The 16,893-nt window shown below is 62.3% G+C and carries 15 protein-coding genes and 1 pseudogene; 8 read left to right on the top strand and 8 right to left on the bottom strand.

Going from position 1 to position 16,893, the window contains the following annotated elements:
- From AC0L3N_RS11945 to AC0L3N_RS11935, 3 genes are all read left to right on the top strand, one after another.
- Positions 1–1,122: an NAD(P)/FAD-dependent oxidoreductase gene (locus AC0L3N_RS11945; protein ID WP_473547786.1), complete on the top strand. Its 1,122-nt coding sequence runs from the start codon at positions 1–3 to the stop codon at positions 1,120–1,122.
- Positions 1,123–1,210: 88 nt separating this feature from the next.
- On the top strand, positions 1,211–1,435 hold the full coding sequence (locus AC0L3N_RS11940) for a hypothetical protein (RefSeq protein WP_473547785.1): 225 nt from the start codon (positions 1,211–1,213) through the stop codon (positions 1,433–1,435).
- Positions 1,432–1,911 (top strand): YybH family protein, encoded by a 480-nt coding sequence (locus tag AC0L3N_RS11935; protein ID WP_473547784.1) that lies wholly within the window; start codon positions 1,432–1,434, stop codon positions 1,909–1,911. The genes AC0L3N_RS11940 and AC0L3N_RS11935 overlap by 4 nt, the downstream gene beginning before the upstream one ends.
- A gap of 77 nt (positions 1,912–1,988) precedes the next feature.
- Here AC0L3N_RS11935 and AC0L3N_RS11930 read toward each other — a convergent pair whose 3' ends face one another.
- Entirely contained in the window at positions 1,989–2,426 is a 438-nt protein-coding gene (locus AC0L3N_RS11930) for a CBS domain-containing protein (RefSeq protein WP_473547783.1), read from the bottom strand.
- A 234-nt stretch (positions 2,427–2,660) separates the two neighbouring features.
- Here AC0L3N_RS11930 and AC0L3N_RS11925 point away from each other — a divergent pair, with 234 nt between their 5' ends.
- Together AC0L3N_RS11925 and AC0L3N_RS11920 are read left to right on the top strand one after the other, a co-directional pair.
- Positions 2,661–3,098, top strand: coding sequence for a hypothetical protein (locus tag AC0L3N_RS11925; protein WP_473547782.1), 438 nt, complete (start codon positions 2,661–2,663; stop codon positions 3,096–3,098).
- Positions 3,099–3,170: 72 nt separating this feature from the next.
- Complete coding sequence (locus tag AC0L3N_RS11920; RefSeq protein WP_473547781.1) at positions 3,171–4,361, top strand: NADH-quinone oxidoreductase subunit D; 1,191 nt, start codon at positions 3,171–3,173, stop codon at positions 4,359–4,361.
- A gap of 16 nt (positions 4,362–4,377) precedes the next feature.
- On the opposite strand, the gene AC0L3N_RS11915 is transcribed toward AC0L3N_RS11920, so the two are convergent.
- Positions 4,378–5,130: a metallophosphoesterase family protein gene (locus AC0L3N_RS11915; protein ID WP_473485578.1), complete on the bottom strand. Its 753-nt coding sequence runs from the start codon at positions 5,128–5,130 to the stop codon at positions 4,378–4,380.
- The gene (locus tag AC0L3N_RS11910) at positions 5,123–5,935 is read right to left on the bottom strand and encodes a nucleotidyltransferase family protein (protein WP_473485577.1); all 813 of its coding nucleotides are present in this window, start codon (positions 5,933–5,935) and stop codon (positions 5,123–5,125) included. Before AC0L3N_RS11910 ends, AC0L3N_RS11915 begins: the two co-directional genes overlap by 8 nt.
- A gap of 205 nt (positions 5,936–6,140) precedes the next feature.
- On the opposite strand from AC0L3N_RS11910, the gene AC0L3N_RS11905 reads away from it, so the two are divergent.
- Both AC0L3N_RS11905 and AC0L3N_RS11900 read left to right on the top strand, forming a co-directional pair.
- Positions 6,141–6,425, top strand: coding sequence for an acylphosphatase (locus AC0L3N_RS11905; protein WP_473547780.1), 285 nt, complete (start codon positions 6,141–6,143; stop codon positions 6,423–6,425).
- 236 nt (positions 6,426–6,661) lie between these two features.
- Positions 6,662–8,367, top strand: a pseudogene (locus tag AC0L3N_RS11900) (HAD-IIB family hydrolase).
- Positions 8,368–8,564: 197 nt separating this feature from the next.
- Here AC0L3N_RS11900 and AC0L3N_RS11895 read toward each other — a convergent pair.
- The gene (locus tag AC0L3N_RS11895; protein WP_082982175.1) at positions 8,565–8,999 is read right to left on the bottom strand and encodes a hypothetical protein; all 435 of its coding nucleotides are present in this window, start codon (positions 8,997–8,999) and stop codon (positions 8,565–8,567) included.
- A gap of 294 nt (positions 9,000–9,293) precedes the next feature.
- Here AC0L3N_RS11895 and AC0L3N_RS11890 point away from each other — a divergent pair, with 294 nt between their 5' ends.
- Positions 9,294–9,479, top strand: coding sequence for a hypothetical protein (locus AC0L3N_RS11890; protein WP_095496439.1), 186 nt, complete (start codon positions 9,294–9,296; stop codon positions 9,477–9,479).
- A 142-nt stretch (positions 9,480–9,621) separates the two neighbouring features.
- On the opposite strand, the gene AC0L3N_RS11885 is transcribed toward AC0L3N_RS11890, so the two are convergent.
- The 4 genes from AC0L3N_RS11885 to AC0L3N_RS11870 form a co-directional block, all read right to left on the bottom strand.
- On the bottom strand, positions 9,622–10,554 hold the full coding sequence (locus AC0L3N_RS11885) for a GntR family transcriptional regulator (RefSeq protein ID WP_473547779.1): 933 nt from the start codon (positions 10,552–10,554) through the stop codon (positions 9,622–9,624).
- A 424-nt stretch (positions 10,555–10,978) separates the two neighbouring features.
- Positions 10,979–11,254: a hypothetical protein gene (locus AC0L3N_RS11880; RefSeq protein ID WP_473547778.1), complete on the bottom strand. Its 276-nt coding sequence runs from the start codon at positions 11,252–11,254 to the stop codon at positions 10,979–10,981.
- A 592-nt stretch (positions 11,255–11,846) separates the two neighbouring features.
- Positions 11,847–13,088: a hypothetical protein gene (locus AC0L3N_RS11875; protein ID WP_473547777.1), complete on the bottom strand. Its 1,242-nt coding sequence runs from the start codon at positions 13,086–13,088 to the stop codon at positions 11,847–11,849.
- Between the two features lie 2,206 nt (positions 13,089–15,294).
- The gene (locus AC0L3N_RS11870) at positions 15,295–16,863 is read right to left on the bottom strand and encodes an ABC transporter substrate-binding protein (protein ID WP_473547776.1); all 1,569 of its coding nucleotides are present in this window, start codon (positions 16,861–16,863) and stop codon (positions 15,295–15,297) included.
- Between the last annotated feature and the right edge of the window lie 30 nt (positions 16,864–16,893).

Raw genomic sequence — 16,893 nt, 5'->3', positions numbered from 1 at the left:
GTGGACCATGTCGACTGCATCGTCGCCGGCGCCGGCGTCATTGGCCTTGCGATCGCGCGAGAGATGGCGCGGCGTGGCATGGATACCCTGATCCTCGAGGCCGAGAACGCCATCGGCACCGGGACCAGTTCGCGCAATTCCGAGGTCATCCATGCCGGAATCTACTATCCGGCCGGATCGCTGAAGGCCCAGCTCTGCCTGCCAGGCCGGGAAAAGCTCTACCGTTATTGCCAGGAGCGGGCGGTGCCGCATGCGCGCTGCGGCAAGCTCATCGTCGCCACGGATGCCGAACAGGAGCCGGTGCTCGCTTCCATCCTGGCCAACGCCTCTGCTTGCGGCGCGGGCGATTTGACGCGCTTGACCGCAGCAGAGGCGCGCAGGCTGGAGCCCAAGCTGCGGTGCACGGCGGCCCTTTTGTCTCCCGCCACCGGCATCATCGACAGCCATGCCCTGATGCTTGCGCTGCTGGGCGACGCCGAGGAGCACGGGGCGGCGCTCAGCCTCAACACCCGCATCGTCTGCGGCCGCATCGAGGGCGGGCGCATCGCGCTCGACACGGTCGACAGCACAAGCGGCGAGCACTTTGAAATCGCCACCACCCGCTTCATCAACGCCGCCGGGCTTGGCGCCACAGCACTTGCCAGCTCGCTTGACGGGCTCGACCCGCAATTCGTGCCAGATCTTCGCTATGCCAAGGGCAATTACTTTTCGGTCGCCGGCCGGGCGCCATTCTCACGGCTGGTCTATCCCGTGCCCGAACCCGGCGGGCTCGGCGTCCATCTGACGCTCGACCTCGACGGCGTCGCCCGCTTCGGACCTGACGTCGAATGGACGGATCAACTCGACTATCGCGTCGATCCAACGCGTGGCGAGCGCTTCTACGACGAGATCCGCAAATACTGGCCGGACCTGGCCGATGGCAGCCTGCAGCCGGCCTATAGCGGCATCCGGCCGAAGCTCTCCGGTCCCGGCGAAGCCAATGCCGACTTCGTCATCCAGGATGCGGCGGTGCATGGCGTGGAGGGCCTGGTCAATCTGTTCGGCATCGAGAGTCCCGGCCTGACGTCAGGCCTAGCGATCGCCGACCATGTCGCGAAGTGCGTCGCGCCGAAGGCCAGCTAGCCGAAGGCGACCCGCGCGAGCGCGCCCGTAAGCCATCCGTAAGCCGGGGTCGCGGAACCTGGGTCCGACGATCACCGGGACCATCGATATGAAGAACCGTTTCGAAGCCATGCCGAACCCAAGCTGCCGGTTCGAGATCTGGGACAATGAGGCCGGCGAGCCCGTCGTCCATCACGACCGGCTGCTCACCTTCGCCTCGGTGAAGTCGGCGGCAAGGATCGCCGACTTCCTCAACGACAGCCGCAGCACCGGCGCCGCGCAAGCGCCGCCGAATGGCGCTGTTGCCGACTGTGATACTGGCCGGGGAGGATGATCGCCAAGCTGCGCTACCTCGCGATCGGCCATGGCGGCGCTTCGACAGATCGTCTTGCAACGAAACTTGACCGAGGATCGAACGCTTTGGTACCGAGCGTCGGAGGGAGTCTCACCATGACAAATGAAACAGGCCGCGAGCCGGCGCGTGATCCCCAGGATTTGGAGCGCCTGCTGATCTCCCGGCAGTGGGCGGGAGACATCGACGGCATGGCCGCGCTTTTTGAGCCGCATGCCGTCGTCGACAGCGGTGAAGGGCGACTGACGCGTGGTTGCGAAGCGATCCGGGCACTCTTCGCCGACATCACCGCAACGGGCCGAAAATTTGCTGCCGGAAATCAGGCCCCGGCCGTTGTCAACGGAGACCTGGCGCTGACGTCAACCCGTCTTCCCGATGGCACCGTAACCGCCGAGGTCGCCCGCCGCCAAGGCGACGGGACATGGCTGTGGGTCATCGATCGATTCTCGGTTGCGTAGCGTCGGCCCAGCGCATGTCTGGAGTTCGAAGTTCCTGCCGTCGATGGAGCAGGAACCTCAAACTCAATGATGATGCATCAATGCGCCGTCTGCGAATGGTGGCCGCCCGGCTGCGAAATGCCGCCCAGCGCTTCGCCGGCCCAGGCGGGCTCGCCATTCGTGGCTAGGTCGCCGAGCGAGACAATCCCAACCAGCCGCCGGTCGCGGCTGATCACCGGCATTCGCCGCACTTTGAGTTCGCGCATATTCTGAAGGACATCACCGACTTCCTGGTCGTCAAAGCAGCATTGTACCTCCGCGCTCATCACATCCCTGATCTTGGCATCGGGACCTCTGCCCTCCGCGATGCCACGCACGGCAATGTCGCGGTCCGTGATCATGCCGACCAGCCGGTCATTCTCACCGACCGGCAGAACACCGGCGTCAAGATCGGCCATGGCTCGTGCGGCATCCCGCAAGGACTGGTCCGGACTGGCGACCTGAACATTCCGTGTCATGCACTCGCTGATTCTCATAGCCTTCTCCTCGAGCTGCAGCGCCCCGCCGATCCTGTGATGAAGGTGTGATCAGGGGAGAATGAACGCCTTTAGAAATTGTTCCATCTTTCGACCACGCGCAGCGGGCACGCGCGACGGGATAGCTCTGCCACGGGCCATATCAGTGGCGGACGGGAACCATAATCCGGCACGATGGTTGTGTGATCACCAAGTGATCCTCCCCGAGCAAAACGGAAAACGGAAGGAACGATCATGCGCATATTGACGACAATTGCCGCCCTTTCGGGATTGGCCCTGGCGCAGCCGATCCACGCGCAATCCACCGGCCCGCAGCTTCCTCAAATCACACCCCCGGCTCCGGAAGCCCTGCCCGATCCAAGCTTGCCTAACCAAACGCCTGACCAGGCCCTGCCTGACCAAGCCCTGCCGGATCAAGGTTTCACCGACCAGAATTTTACTGGCATTGCGATTGTCGCCCTCGAGGATCTGCCGCCGGAACTCAAGACACAAGCCGAGGCCGTGATCACCCAGACCAGCGTTGAAGATCTGCTTACCCTGCAGAGCTCGATCGATGCGTCGCCGCAGGCAGCAACGGCGCTGGCGGCGAGCGGACTGGATTCCTCGCAAGTTGTTGCCGCCAACATCGATGGCGATGGCATGCTGACGCTGATCATCCAGACAACCACCTGATCGGCGATCCGGGCGTGGCGGACCGGACCACCCGGCTTCGGCCCTGAAAACCCAGTACAGCGGAGCACCGTGATGGTCGAAGCCGCAGTTCGCAACTTCACCCTCAACTTCGGGCCGCAGCATCCCTCAGCTCACGGCGTCCTGCGGCTGGTGCTGGAACTGGACGGCGAGATCGTCGACCGCGCCGATCCCCATATCGGCCTGCTCCACCGCGGCACGGAAAAACTCATCGAGTACAAGAACTATCTGCAGGCCCTGCCCTATTTCGACCGGCTCGACTATGTCGCGCCGATGAACCAGGAGCATGCGTTCTGCCTCGCCGCCGAGAAGCTGCTCGAAATATCAGTCCCGAGGCGCGGACAACTTATCCGTGTGCTCTTTTGCGAAATCGGCCGGCTCTTGTCGCATCTCCTCAACGTCACGACACAGGCGATGGATATCGGCGCGCTGACCCCGCCGCTCTGGGGTTTCGCCGAGCGCGAGAAGCTGATGGTGTTCTACGAGCGCGCCTCCGGCGCCCGCATGCATGCGAATTATTTCAGGGTCGGCGGCGTGCACCAGGACCTGCCTGAGAAGCTCCTGGACGACATCTGGAATTTCTGCGATCCGTTCCTCAAGGTCTGCGGCAACCTCGACGAGTTGCTCACCGAAAACCGTATCTTCAAGCAGCGCAACGTCGATGTCGGCGTGATCGGCCTCGACGACGCCTGGGCCTGGGGCTTCTCCGGCCCCATGCTGCGCGGGTCGGGCGCACCGTGGGATTTGCGCAAGGCGCAGCCATATGAATGCTACCCGGAGATGGACTTCGACATTCCGATCGGCAAGAATGGCGACTGCTATGACCGCTACCTCGTCCGCATGGAGGAAATGCGCCAGTCGGTGCGGATCATGAAGCAATGCCTGGAAAAACTGCGATCGCCCGAGGGCCAAGGGCCGGTGGCAATTCCGAACCACAAAATCACGCCGCCGCCGCGGGCGACGATGAAACGCTCGATGGAAGCGACCATCCACCATTTCAAACTCTACACGGAGGGTATTCGCGTGCCCGCTGGAGAAGTCTACGCCGCGGTCGAGGCGCCGAAGGGCGAGTTCGGCGTCTACCTGGTGTCAAATGGCAGCAATACTCCGTACCGATGCAAGATCCGGGCGCCGTCCTTCGCCCATCTGCAGGCGATGGATTTTCTGTCGCGAGGGCACATGATCGCCGATGTCGCCGCGATCATCGGGTCGCTCGATATCGTGTTCGGCGAAATCGATCGCTGACGAGGCGCGGGGTGTTTCAGATTTCGAGCAGGGCGTAGGGACGGCCGGTCGGCTTCGCCACGTGCATGGCGACGTTGTATACCGGGGCACCACCGGGCGTGCGACCTTCATAGACGCCGCGATGCGCGTGGCCATGCACGACGGCGCTGACCTTGAACCGATCGATCGTCTCAGCCAGCCGCGACGAGCCGAGGAACGGAAAAATCTCCAGCGGCTCGCCAACGACCGTCTCGACCACCGGAGCGTAGTGCAGGACGACGAGCGTACGGTTGGTGCGAACCTGCCGCATCGCGTTTTCGAGCCGCATCGACTCGCTGACGCTTTCGGCGACCATCGCCTTGATCGCCGGCTCGCCGAACGAGCCGAGCATGCGTGATCCAAAACCGCCGATGAAACCCTTCACGCCGACAAAGCCGACCTCCTTGATTTCCGTTGTCTGGCCGTCGAGAAGATGGACGCCTGCCTGCCGAAGGATGTGGGCGACGTCCTCGACCGCGCCGGATTCATAGTCATGGTTGCCGAGCACGGCGACGACCGGGATGGAGCAGGCGCGCAAATCCTCTGCAAGGATTTCGGCCTCTCGGGGCTTGCCGAGATTGGTGAGGTCGCCAGTGAGCACGAGGACGTCCGCTTCGCGCGAGACCTCGCCGAAGAGATCACGGCAGGAGGCCTGGCCGTCTTCCCGCACATGCAGGTCGCCGACGGCCGCAATCTTGACTGTGCGGTTTCTCTCGGTCCTTGCCGTGGCAGTTCCGCCCTTCTCAGCCATCGCGAAATTCTCCTGTTCCGCCGACGCCGGCAAAGCCCCATTCCTTGACGTCGATTTCGTAGTCGGTCGGCGAAAGCAGTCGTCCGCGGCAGATCTTCATCCGGGGGGTAGGCAACTCCCTCTGCTTGGCGAGACGGTCAAGCAATTCGTCGAGCAGCCAGGCGGGAACATGATCGCGCTCGCTCGGATAGATCCATCGGAAATTCAGAAGCTGCATCAACAGCACCTCCCAGTGAACTTCGAGGTAGGAAAGCAGCCTATGCCAGTCGATCTGATCCTGCGCCTTGAGGATGGTATGAGCGATGTCGGCGCCGTCGTGGCGGCGTCTGTCCTGGATGAAGCATTTGGACCAGATAAGCTCGGTCGGACCTACGATCCGCACCTGACTGCCCAGCAGCTCGAATTGCCGTGCATGCTCCAGCCACTGGTCGCCGACCGGCATGGTGCCATTGGCAGAAGCGAATATGACGTCAAAAAAATGCGTGCCTTTGAAAACCTTTCCAAGCCATCGGTCGTCCACGATCTCGACCGCATAGCCGGCCTGCTTGAAATGCGCGAGAATGCGGGCGTAGTCGCCGGCCTTGCAAAAAATGTCGAGGTCCTTCGTCTGGCGCGTGACGCCTGTGTAGGCGCTCACCGCATAGGTGCCGGCAACAAGAAAGGGGATATCCGTCGCGGCGAGTTCGCGGATCGCCTCGGTGTAGAAGACCTCTGCTTCGGCGTGGCGAAGCGTCGGCGCCGCTTTTGCATTGATCGTCGGAACGGATGCCGGGATGGCGCCTTCCGGTGTAGAATCATTGGTCATGAAACCGTGGCTCCAAAACCCCAGCAAATCTGCAACTGTCCGTCCTTAACAAAGCCGCCGCCGCATGGTTCCGTTGTCGATATCATGCAGCCGGACACCTCCATCGGACGGCCAGGCCGCCAAATCCGTTAAAAATGCGATGGCGGAGCCTTTTTCGCCGCCGAGGAGTTGAAGGTATGAGAAAACCACCAGCACGGAGGTGACCATGGAGGACGAGCGCAAGGCGGTACGTGTCAGGCTCAGGGGAAGGGTGCAAGGCGTCTCTTTTCGCGTGTGGACACGGACCGAAGCCGAGAGGCTCGGTCTGTCCGGATGGGTTCGCAACGAGGATGACGGATCCGTAACGGCACTGATCGTCGGGGCCGAAGGCGCGGTTTCGACGATGATGAACCGGTTCTGGAAAGGGCCGACCGGAGCCTCGGTGTCCCGCGTGACATCCCAAGATGTCGACCCCGGCCAGGAGCCGAACGGATTCAGGATCATCGGCTAGAAAGTGTATATCGGCTTTGGGAAAACCCGATTGCTCACCAAAAAGCCAGGCCTACGCGACTCTTGCCTTGCGCCGTCGGGAACAATCGACAGCCAGCGCCGTTGGAACCGATGCGGGCGGGCATGACAAACAATGACGGGATTCGGCCTATGGAAGTCACCCGAGCAGATGGCTTTCCGTTCAGTTTCGGCGAGAAAGCATCTCGGGTCGGCTTTCGGACTGCCGACGACAGTTCGATGTATGCTCTTGCACTAGCCACTGACTACGACGGCACACTCGCGGAAAACGGGATCGTTTCCGATACGACGCGTACTGCGCTCGAGCGGTTGAAGGAAACCGGCCGTAAGTTGATAATGGTGACCGGTCGCGAGCTTGCCGACCTCGAAAGCGTTTTTCCGGAGCTTGGCATTTTCGACAAGGTCGTCGCCGAAAACGGCGCGCTCGTCTACACGCCGGCTTCGAAGAAGATACGGGTCCTGGCGCCTGCCCCGCCGGCGGAATTCGTCGACAGGCTGATGATGCTCAAGATCGCGCCCCTGTCGATGGGACGTTCCGTCGTCGCCACCAGGGAACCTAACGAGACCATCGTGCTGGAAGTGATCAAGGAGCTTGGCCTGGAGCTGGAGATCATCTTCAACAAGGGCGCCGTCATGGTGCTGCCAAGCGGGGTCAATAAGGCGACCGGTCTTGCGGCTGCCCTTGAGGATATGGAGTTGTCCGCCCACAATGTCGTCGGCATCGGGGATGCGGAGAACGACCATGCCTTTCTGCGCGCCGTCGGTTTCGGAGTTGCAGTTGCCAATGCACTGCCGAAGGTAAGGGAGACGGCGGGCCACGTGACGAATGGTGCCCGCGGCGCGGGCGTGAGGGAGTTGATCGAGGGCCTGATCTCGCATGACGCCGCCTTGCTGGACACAGCACGGCAACGCATCGAAATTGGCGCGGACGACGGATCGGGCACAGTGATGCACCTTTCACCGCGCGGCGGCAGTGTCCTGCTGACCGGCACGTCGGGGATCGGAAAATCCACCCTCGCCACCGCACTGACCGAACGCTTCGTCGAGCAAGGCTTTCAGTTTTGCGTGCTCGACCCGGAGGGCGACTACGAGGACCTGCAGGACGTGCTGGTGGTTGGCGACGCCAAAAGCCCGCCGAGCTCGCGCGAAATCTTCGACCTCTTGTCCAAGCCGTCCAACAATGTCGCCGTCAACATGCTCGGGATCAAGACTGCGGAGCGGCCAAACGCCTTCGCCAAGCTGCTGCCGGAGCTTGCCGCGCTTCGCGCCCGCACCGGACGCCCGCACTGGCTGATCATCGACGAGGCACACCACCTCTTGCCGCACGCGCGCGATGGCACATCCTTTGCGCTTCCAAAAAGCCTTTCGGCGACCATTCTGGTCACAGTACATCCCGATCTGGTTTCGCGGGATGTGCTGGCAGGTGTCGACACGGTACTGGCTCTTGGCCCGGAAGCCGACAAGGTCGTTGAAAGCTTCTGTGCCGCAATTGGCGAGGGCGTACCACCGGGCGTCGTGCCGCCACCGGAAAACAAGGTCTTGTATTGGAACCGGTCGACAGCCGATCCCGCAAGGCCGATCTCAATCGAGCGTCCCCGGCAGGAACGCAAGCGCCATATTCGGAAGTATGCCGAGGGCGATCTTGGCGACAACAGTTTCTATTTCCGCGGCGCTGACGGCAAGCTAACCTGAAAGCGCAAAATCTCATGATGTTCCTCCATATCGCCGAGGGGATCGACGACCGCACCTGGGAGCATCACTTGCGCGCGGGCGACTATTCGGCCTGGTTCCGCGACCAGGTCAAGGACCAGGGACTTGCGGAGGAAGCGGCTGTCATCGAGGATGACGATAGTCTCGATCCGCATAGAAGCCGCGCCGCCATCGCGGAAGCGGTCCATCGCCGCTACACCGCGCCCGCCGACTGAAATCCGCCCATGCGCTGTGGTATCGAGGCCGATTGTATCGAGCTTCGCCGATGGCGGATCGCCGCCGAACGGCATATCCGCACATCAACGACCACTGATGCGAGGCGTGGAAATCGCTTCGCCGCCTCCATCACCCGAACGTGCCGGCCCCTAGCGTGAATGCCGGCAGCGTCAATGCCCGTAGCGTCAATGCTGCGTCAATGCATGAATGTTCCTCGCAGCCAGGCGAAGAACCCGAATCTCTCGGACATTGCTGCACGGACGCGAGAGGCAGCCCATCGCGCTCGTATCGTGGCGCCGACATGGCAATGGCAGACGATTTCGTGCAACTGCCAGTCGGTCAGTTCGAAGAAGCGCCTGGCTTCACCGTAGGTGTCGTCTCTCAAGCCTTGCGCGCGAAAGATCGGGTCCTCGAAGGCAACCGTGAGAGGCGAGTCGTTGTAACGCATCTTTTCGCGTATCTCAGGGGACTTGTATTCGGTGCCCGTCAACGCTTCGAGACGCCGATCGGGATTTTTTTCCAGCAGTTTCGCCCAACGTTCGAGACGCTGGCTTCGGGTCGCTACGAGGTCTGTTGCTTCAGCGTGAACGTCGGCAACGGTATGCAGTTGGTCAAGTGTTTGGTGCTTCACGGCCGCCTCCTATTCAGTAGGTGAGTTCGTCCCACCCTGAAATGGAAATTATGGCGCTCCACGACGCCGACAAGGCCCTCATGCGCGTACGATTCGATCACTTTTCTGGCGGGCCGTCTTGCCACGAGTGCCTGATGCCTGCGGGATCATCGCAGGTTCCCATCGGAACCATAGCCACACGTGGTCGTTCTGCGTGCACCAGCCCGTAGAGCGAAACCGGTCGAAACGGGTGGCGTCAAAGGCCGACGTCGGTGACCCGCCAAGGCAGAGTGCAGCGAGGAAGGAAATCACACCATGGCCATTCTTCCCACTCCCGAACCAACGCCCACTCCGGCGCCCACGCCACCGCCGCTTCCTGAACCGAAGCCGGTGCGTGAGCCGGACCCGGACAGACTTCCCGACGAAGCTCCCGTCCCCAATCCGGACGAAAATGATGCGCCGCTGAAAATCGGTCCTAAAACATCCAATCCCGGCATATGACGGAGCGGATTGGTGTGAAGCGATCGGCGGGACGCTCGCTCCAGATCGCCACTTCCTCATGGAGCCCGGTATCGGCGCATTGCGCGGCCATCGAGCGCGTGCGCCCAGGCGGATGATGGAATGATGCTCACCGTCGCAGGCATCAGATCGAGCGCTGCGGCGAAGCGAACTCGGCGGCCTGCCGTAGATGCTGGCGCAGCAGCGCCTCGGCCCATTCGATCTCGCCCGCTTCGACAGCATCGAGGATGGCCAGATGTTCCCGGCATGACTGCTCGATGCGTTCCGCCGGCAGTTCCTCGAAACCTGCCGATTCCTGCAACCGGCGCAGATTGTTCTGCTGGCGCACCGCATCCGCCAGGAATCGGTTGCCGGAACAGGCCGCAAGCCCTTCGTGAAAGGATGCGTTGATCCGGAACCATTCGTCGCCGCCGATCAGCGTCTTGCCCGTCGACACGATCGCCAGGATGCGCTCGTGAGCGCGCCGGACCGGCGCCAGCTGCTGGGGATCCGCATTGAACATGGGCGACCGCAGCGCCGCACATTCGACGGCCATCCGGAATTCATAGCTTTCCCGGTAGGCGTCCTCGCCGACAAGTGTGTCGGCAAAACGCCAGCCATGCCCCGGCAGGCGCTGCACCAGTCCTTCGGCGGCAAAGCGGAGCAATAGCTTGCGCACGATGCCGCGCGACACATGATAGCGCGGCATCAATTCCGCCTCGGACACCTCCTGGGGCAACTGACCGAGCGCGCGCTCCCGCATCATCCTGCGGTAAAGCTCCTCGAGCGGAGAACTGGGCAGGATATCCTCAGGGTCGAGGTCGGCGACATCGCGTGCCAATTGCAGCCCCCTCGTCTCGAAGGGGCTTAAGACGCCCTGGGCGACCAGCAGTTCCAGCGCCGCGCTGACGGGGGAACGCGAAACGCCGAACGTGCGGGCAAGGTCCGGCACCGAAACGCGGGTTCCGACCGTCCAGCCCGAATCCCTGATCCGCTCCAGGATCCGCCGCGCCAGATCGATCTGCAGCGGACTGGCTACCTCGCTGCGTGCCGGCCGGTCGATGATCGTTTCGTTCATAGGCAGTTCCTCAAGCGTTCGCATTATAGATATGCGCCACGCAGTTCGAACTGGCAATCTAGCGAATTCTCATGCTTTTCATTCAATCAAAATGCATTATTATCCGGACTCAGACGAGTTGAGGCTTCGAGATCGATGAGCGCCGAGAGCGCGCGGCATGGCCTATGGCGAACAGGCGCGCGGGCGTATCGGCGCTTCGGTAGGCCACGCATACGACGGTGATCGCATCGTGCGATGTGGCTGCCGGGACTACCGAGTTCGATGGCACCTGGCTTCTTGATGGTGAATGGTCATCGAGAGGCAATCCATGAGACCGGTCCTGACCATGACCGTCCGGTCAATTCGCGTCCTGTGCGAGGCCACTACCCGGTACCCGCGTCCTTGATACACCGGATTCATCCCCTAGTTACCTCCCGTGGGCGCCTTAGTCGCGAGTTTGCCTGGGGGCGGCGGCGGTTGCGCCGTCCTGACTGCATGCCGCGGAAAGACGGTTCGACAGACGCACTTTATGGAGGTGGTCGTGCGTCAATCCCTTGAATCCAGCTGGGCATATTTCGCATTCGTTTGCTCGATCGCGGTAGCTTGCGCAGGAGCTGCTGCCGGCGGCGAGCGCGGCGGAGGCAATAGCGCTGGCAACCATGATGGCGGAGGCAATAGCGCTGGCAGCCATCACGGTGAAGGCCGCAAAGGCGGCGCGCACAAAGGACCTGCCGGCTCCAGCAGCAGGTCACCGGTGAACGACGATGGAACCAGCACCACTGCAACGGCGGCAGTTGCGGCAACTATGGCCGGCACTGCCGTCAGTGTCGCCCGGTCCGCAGGGGCCGGACGGTCGCTCGGCCTTCCGGCCAGCCTCCAGCCTCCCAGAGACATCAACAGTCAATCGACGGTCAGTCCAATCAAGGCGCTTCCGGGCGTCCCGGATGAAGTCGTTCGCGCCTGCCGTGATGCAATCGAGTCGGCCGCCGCCCCGTTTGGCGCGACCAGTGTGCGCGTCAGCAGCGCAGGTTCCATACGTCGGTTGAGCCCGGATACGATCTCAGCTCCCGTTGAGGTCAGCATCGACTATGGACGGCAAGGCAAGGTGGAGACGCGGCAGGCGCCGATCAGATGCGAATTGAACGCGACTGGCGGCGTGATCGGGCTGATATAGCGCGTCGCGCAGACTCCTCGCCGACGAGAGCAGGATGAATTCGAACGGGTGATTCATCGCGGCGCGTGAGAGAGTGCGAGGCAATGCCTGCCAAAGGCCCTGGGCCTTCGACAGGAGGACCGCATAGTCGTTTTGGAAATCACTCCAACGTCGCTTGTCTTGGCCTGAGGGGATAGGGAAGTGTGAGAGAACGCACCCGGGCAATCCGCGCCGGGGCGCGAACCTTGCTACGTGCAGTCTTCTGGCTGACGGCCTTCAACCCGCCGGCAGCGGCTGCTGCGCGGCCAGCGCGCGGCTTCAGCGGCAGCTCAATCTGGGCGCTGCGACGCTCAGCCCTGAGCCTGTCATTGTCCGCGCGCGCGGCGGCCAGGTCGCGGGCAAGAAAAACAGTGACTTCACGTTGCTTGTCCAGAGCCTCCTTCAGCCTGGCGACCCCTACCAAAAGTGCTCGGGCGACGTCGCGTTCGAGGCGGGCTTTATCGAGGTCCTCATGGGTCGAGACTGCCGCAGCGCGTTCTCGTGCCAGAGCCTGCGCCGTCTCGGTGGCAGTCTGCTCCACTCGTACTCTCGCTGTGACTGCTCTGGCTCGTTCCTGCTCAGCCGCGTCGCGCTCGAGGCGAGTTTTTTTCAGCTCCTCTCGCGTCGACGCTGTTGCAGCACGTTCTCGTGCCAGAGCCTGTGCCGTCTCGGTTGCAGTCTGCTCGGCACGCTCTCTCGCAGACACCGCTCTGGCTCGTTCCTGTTCAGCCGCGTCGCGCTCGAGGCGAGCTTTTTTCAGCTTCTCATGAATCGACGCTGCTGCAGCGCGTTCTCGAGCCAGCGCGCCCTCCGTCTCGGCTGCGGCCTGCTCCACTCGTTCTCTCGCTGTGACTGCACCGGTCCGTCCCTGCTCAGCCGCGTAAGCGCGCTCCATGAGCGCGGCATTGGACAGTTTCACTTCGGCGAGGTCGCCACGAAGGTCCTCTGATTTCCGGCGTTCGTCGTCGAGAATTCCCGTCGCTTGCGCCAGCGAAGCCTTGGCCTTGGCGCGATCCTCGGCGGCCTCGGCCTCAAGCTGTTCAATTTGCGCCTGCGCTCGCGATAGATCGCGCGCCACCCATCCGGCTCGCTGACGCTCCAGATGAGCAGCGGGCATCTTCGTAAAGACATAGTTGGTGGACTCGCGCAGCATCGTGCGGGTATCTCCCGCAATGCGCCGCAATGCGTCAACTGTGCGGGCTGCCGCGAGCTCGTTGCGCAGTTGCTCCTGGCGTGCGTTGTCGGCGGCTGCCATGCTTGTCCTCAGCGCGTCGATCTCCTTGCGCGACTTGTGCAGCGCTCGCTGCAGGGCGGCGCTCCTGGCGCGCTCGCCTTCCGCCGCCTGGTGCTCCTGGCCGGCCAATTCCCTCGCTGCGGTTGCCTGAGCAGCAGCTGCTCCGACTTGCGCCCGGGCAGCCGTGAGATCCGGGCTGAGCAATTCGACACTCGTGCGCTCGTCTCCCTGGACTGGCCCACGCACATCTAATGCAGCACTCGCCGGAAGCTCGATGGGTCGCGAAAGGTCCGGATTGGCGTTGCCCTGGACCCGCGAAATGGCGGGGGCGGTTTCGACCCAGTTTTGTCTCGTCATCGCATAGCTAAGCGGCACGGCCAGACAGATTGCGGCGACGCCAAAGCGGGGCACAAGACCGATCGGCCTGCGAACGCGAGGAGGTGAGTCCGTCGCTGTGATGGGGTCGGGATCCGCCGCAAGGGCGAGTTGCGTCGGCATACGGCTCAGAGCCCTCAATGCTGGACTAGTTAGGGCGGCAAGATTAGCCGCCACCTGCCTATGAACATAGCCAGCGATTTCCCTGATCGATGTCGCAAGTCGGCCGGATTGCGCTATGTTCGTCGCGGAAGCGAAAGCGTTGGTCTGGGCCACAGACGAGCTCTCGCAAGTTTCGGAGATTACGTCGAAATACTCGATTCGCACACCGAACCGAAGGCAATTGGCATCTTGACGCCGAATATCCAGGTCTGCCGGGTCTGAGGGTATGGCAACCTGAGAGGAACAAGCAGGCTCGGTTGCAAGGTCGACCGGGCTTTCCCAATCCCAAGATGCCTCATCGGGGGGATCAGATCCGCCTTCGCTCACATCTGATTTGAGGCGACGCCGTTGCACCGCGATAAGGATTCGCCGGAGCACAAGATAGAGGCCCACCGAGGCAAATGCTGCTATCCCGCCCAGGATAGCGAGATCTGCGTCGTTTGCGTAAATTTCGGCAAGAGGATTTGACATTGCCGTACCTGTGCGGTCTTGGGTGTATTCTCAAGTTCGTGAAGCGGTGTTTGCCCCCTCGTCTTGGTGCTGGCTAAGCCTTTGATCGCTTTCGAAGCTGTCACTTGCTTCGAGCAGTGTCCCTCCGACACTTGCTCCGAGATCCCTCCAGTGCTCGAATTGTTGTTGCATGACGGAGCGCCTGTCGCGCGCTGATAGACATGCCGGCGCAGATGACTTTTGTTTGAATCGAAATTTGAAGATGCCGTGGCCGCCGATTATCGGCCGCCAAGGGCGCACAGGCTGTAAGACCCGACCTGCACCTCTGCATCTCAACGTCCCGAAAGTTCTCCCACGGTGCGTACCATTCCGCCATTTCCGGTTCTGGACGGTCCGCCTGAGCTTTAAGCTAGTCACAAAGCTAGGTCACAGACCTCCACGGTCAACCGTCACCTCATACTAAACGTCAGAAGCGCTTCGGCCATGCCCAACGGCCATTGCTGCTCCGATCGCTGTCGAACGGCCGCTCCTGGCGCACACGCACCGTCGGAGAGCAGTTTAGGTCTCCTTCCCGCCCTGAGCGGGTTTACGGCCCCGGAACCAAGCGCCAGGCTTTCACCACCAGGTACTTCAATCGGGTAGGAGGGAGCCTTTCGGCGTCCCTCCTCCCACACCACCGTGCGTACGGTTCCGTACACGGCGGTTCGTGTCGCGCTCGGCTTGTGGTTCTTAATGCCCGTCGCCCTATGAGCGCCCAACCCTATCTTGCGGGTTCCGCCCGCTACTTCCGGCTAAGGCCCTCTCGCGAGGTATCTGCTCAAGGCGCTCGGAAATAAAATAAGATCCGACCTCCATCGACACGTTCGGCCCTTCGCCGTTTGGTCCAGCTACTACGGCCTCTGCTGACTTCTGCCGTCCCCATCCCGCCGCCTCACGACGCTGGTAGCACACCCGTTTCCGGGGGCAGGTCGGCAGACCTCCCAGGGTAAGACGCGTGACCTTCGTGCCATAAACCTGTCGCATCTACGGCCGCACCCTCCGGGTGATATCGGGCTTCGGGCTTCGTTGCTCCCTCGCCCGGATGCGGACGCCTCATATGCGCTTCCTGTTCGTCAGGCCGGCACTTTGCTTGCAGCTTCCTTCAGACCCCGCCTCGCGACGACGCCCTTGCTGTTCGGCTAGCGGTTCCCATCACCAGGGCTCGCAGAGGACTCCCACCTCCAAGTCATCGACCGGCTACCACCCCGGCCAAACGGTGCTTGCGCACCACGCGCCATGCCTGGCGCACAATCGAAAGATCGGAGGCAACACGCCTCCGATCTTTCGAGCAACAGACAATCGCCAGCTCCTATTCGCTTTTCCAGACACCCCATACGCGGGGGTTTGCCGCCGGCCACACCGAATAGCCCTTCACCTTCGGCGACACGGCGTCGACGGATGGCTCGTAATAGAGGCCAAGGATCGGCACATCCTTTGCCATGAGGGCGTGGAGCTGCTTGAACAGCGCCTTGCGTTGCGGGGGGTCGGTCGTGGCCATCGACTTCGTGTAGAGGTCGAGGGCCTCCTTGCTGTCCCACTGCGCCGTCGGATCGGTCGCCTTGTCGCCGAGGATGACGCCATACATCAGCGATGGATCGAGACGCGCCGAATAGCCGAAGGACTGGATCTGGAATTTGCCGGCAAGGTAATTGTCGAGTTGTGCCGCCCAATCCAGCACTTCGAGCTGGGCATTGAAGCCCGCGGCCGTCAGCATCGCCTGCAGCAGCACGGCGTTCTCATACATGCCCTGGTAACGCGTGTTGGTCTGGATCTTGATCGGCTCGCCCTTGTAGCCGGCCTCGTCCAGCAGTGCCTTGGCTTTGACCGGGTCGTATTCCGGCCATTTGAGGAATTCGTCGTCGAAGAACGAGCTCGCCTGGGCGACGGCCGAGGGATCTCCCATGGCGACCCCGTTGGTGCGGGCGGCGGCGATCTGGTTGATGTCGGTGGCATGCGCCAGCGCCGCGCGCATCTTGGCGTTCGACAGCAGCGGATCCTTGGTCTGCAGCAGGATCGCCGTCCACGACAGGCCTTGCGTCGACAGCACCGTCATGCCCCGCGACTTGGCTTCCTCGACACGCGATGATTCAAGATCGGGAAGGACGTCGAGCTCGCCGGCAAACAGCGCGGTCTCCGCCGCCGCCGTGTCGGGAATGACCATGAAGCGCACCTCGTCGACATAGGCCTCACGGCTGCCGGCAAAGCCACTCGGCGCCTCCTTCACCGGCTTGTAGTCGGCAAAGCGTTCGAGCTCCAAATACTGGCCCTTGACCCATTCCTTCAGCTTGAACGGGCCGCTGCCGATGGCGAAATCGGCGATCCATTTGCCGTCAGCGCCGACATTCTTCGGACTGGCGACCCAGCCATTGCACTGGACACTGGCGAGCTGCGCCAGAAAGAGCGCATTCGGCGCGTTGAGCGTGAAGACCACGGTGCGTGGATCAGGCGTCGCCACTTGCTCGACCTTGAGGCCCTGGCTGCCGTCGAAGAACGGAAGGCAGAACCACTGGTTGGCCGCGTCCATGCGGCGATCCCAGTTCCATTTGACGTCGGATGAGGTCACGGCGTCGCCATTGTGGAAAGCCGCGCCGTCGCGCAGCGTGAAGGCATAAGTCTTGCCGTCGTCCGACACTTTCCAGGATTCGGCCAGTGCCGGGCCCACGGTGAGATCGGCGCGATAAGCCACTAGCGTCTCAAAGATATGGTGCAGCACCGTGTCGGTGTTCGCGTCTCGGCTGAGACCGTCGGTGGCGCGGATATCCGCGTTGATGCGGACCTTGAGCGTACCGCCGGTTTTCGGCTGCTCCTGCGCCATCGCCGGCAGCGCACACGCCATCACGGCGATTGCCGCCAGCACCTGGATCAATCGTCTTCCCATTATCAATCCTGTTCCCATTTTTATCTCCAG

The organism is Mesorhizobium sp. WSM4807 (genome assembly GCF_055811615.1).
This window is presented reverse-complemented; position numbering and strand designations above follow the sequence as displayed.

Excerpts from the sequence above, each read along its gene's own strand:
- AC0L3N_RS11870 (WP_473547776.1), bottom strand. The coding sequence starts at position 16,863 with ATGGGAAGACGATTGATCCAGGTGCTGGCGGCAATCGCCGTGATGGCG.
- AC0L3N_RS11925 (WP_473547782.1), top strand. The coding sequence starts at position 2,661 with ATGCGCATATTGACGACAATTGCCGCCCTTTCGGGATTGGCCCTGGCG.
- AC0L3N_RS11940 (WP_473547785.1), top strand. The coding sequence starts at position 1,211 with ATGAAGAACCGTTTCGAAGCCATGCCGAACCCAAGCTGCCGGTTCGAG.
- AC0L3N_RS11890 (WP_095496439.1), top strand. The coding sequence starts at position 9,294 with ATGGCCATTCTTCCCACTCCCGAACCAACGCCCACTCCGGCGCCCACG.
- AC0L3N_RS11915 (WP_473485578.1), bottom strand. The coding sequence starts at position 5,130 with ATGGCTGAGAAGGGCGGAACTGCCACGGCAAGGACCGAGAGAAACCGC.
- AC0L3N_RS11910 (WP_473485577.1), bottom strand. The coding sequence starts at position 5,935 with ATGACCAATGATTCTACACCGGAAGGCGCCATCCCGGCATCCGTTCCG.
- AC0L3N_RS11885 (WP_473547779.1), bottom strand. The coding sequence starts at position 10,554 with ATGAACGAAACGATCATCGACCGGCCGGCACGCAGCGAGGTAGCCAGT.
- AC0L3N_RS11935 (WP_473547784.1), top strand. The coding sequence starts at position 1,432 with ATGATCGCCAAGCTGCGCTACCTCGCGATCGGCCATGGCGGCGCTTCG.
- AC0L3N_RS11930 (WP_473547783.1), bottom strand. The coding sequence starts at position 2,426 with ATGAGAATCAGCGAGTGCATGACACGGAATGTTCAGGTCGCCAGTCCG.
- AC0L3N_RS11905 (WP_473547780.1), top strand. The coding sequence starts at position 6,141 with ATGGAGGACGAGCGCAAGGCGGTACGTGTCAGGCTCAGGGGAAGGGTG.
- AC0L3N_RS11920 (WP_473547781.1), top strand. The coding sequence starts at position 3,171 with ATGGTCGAAGCCGCAGTTCGCAACTTCACCCTCAACTTCGGGCCGCAG.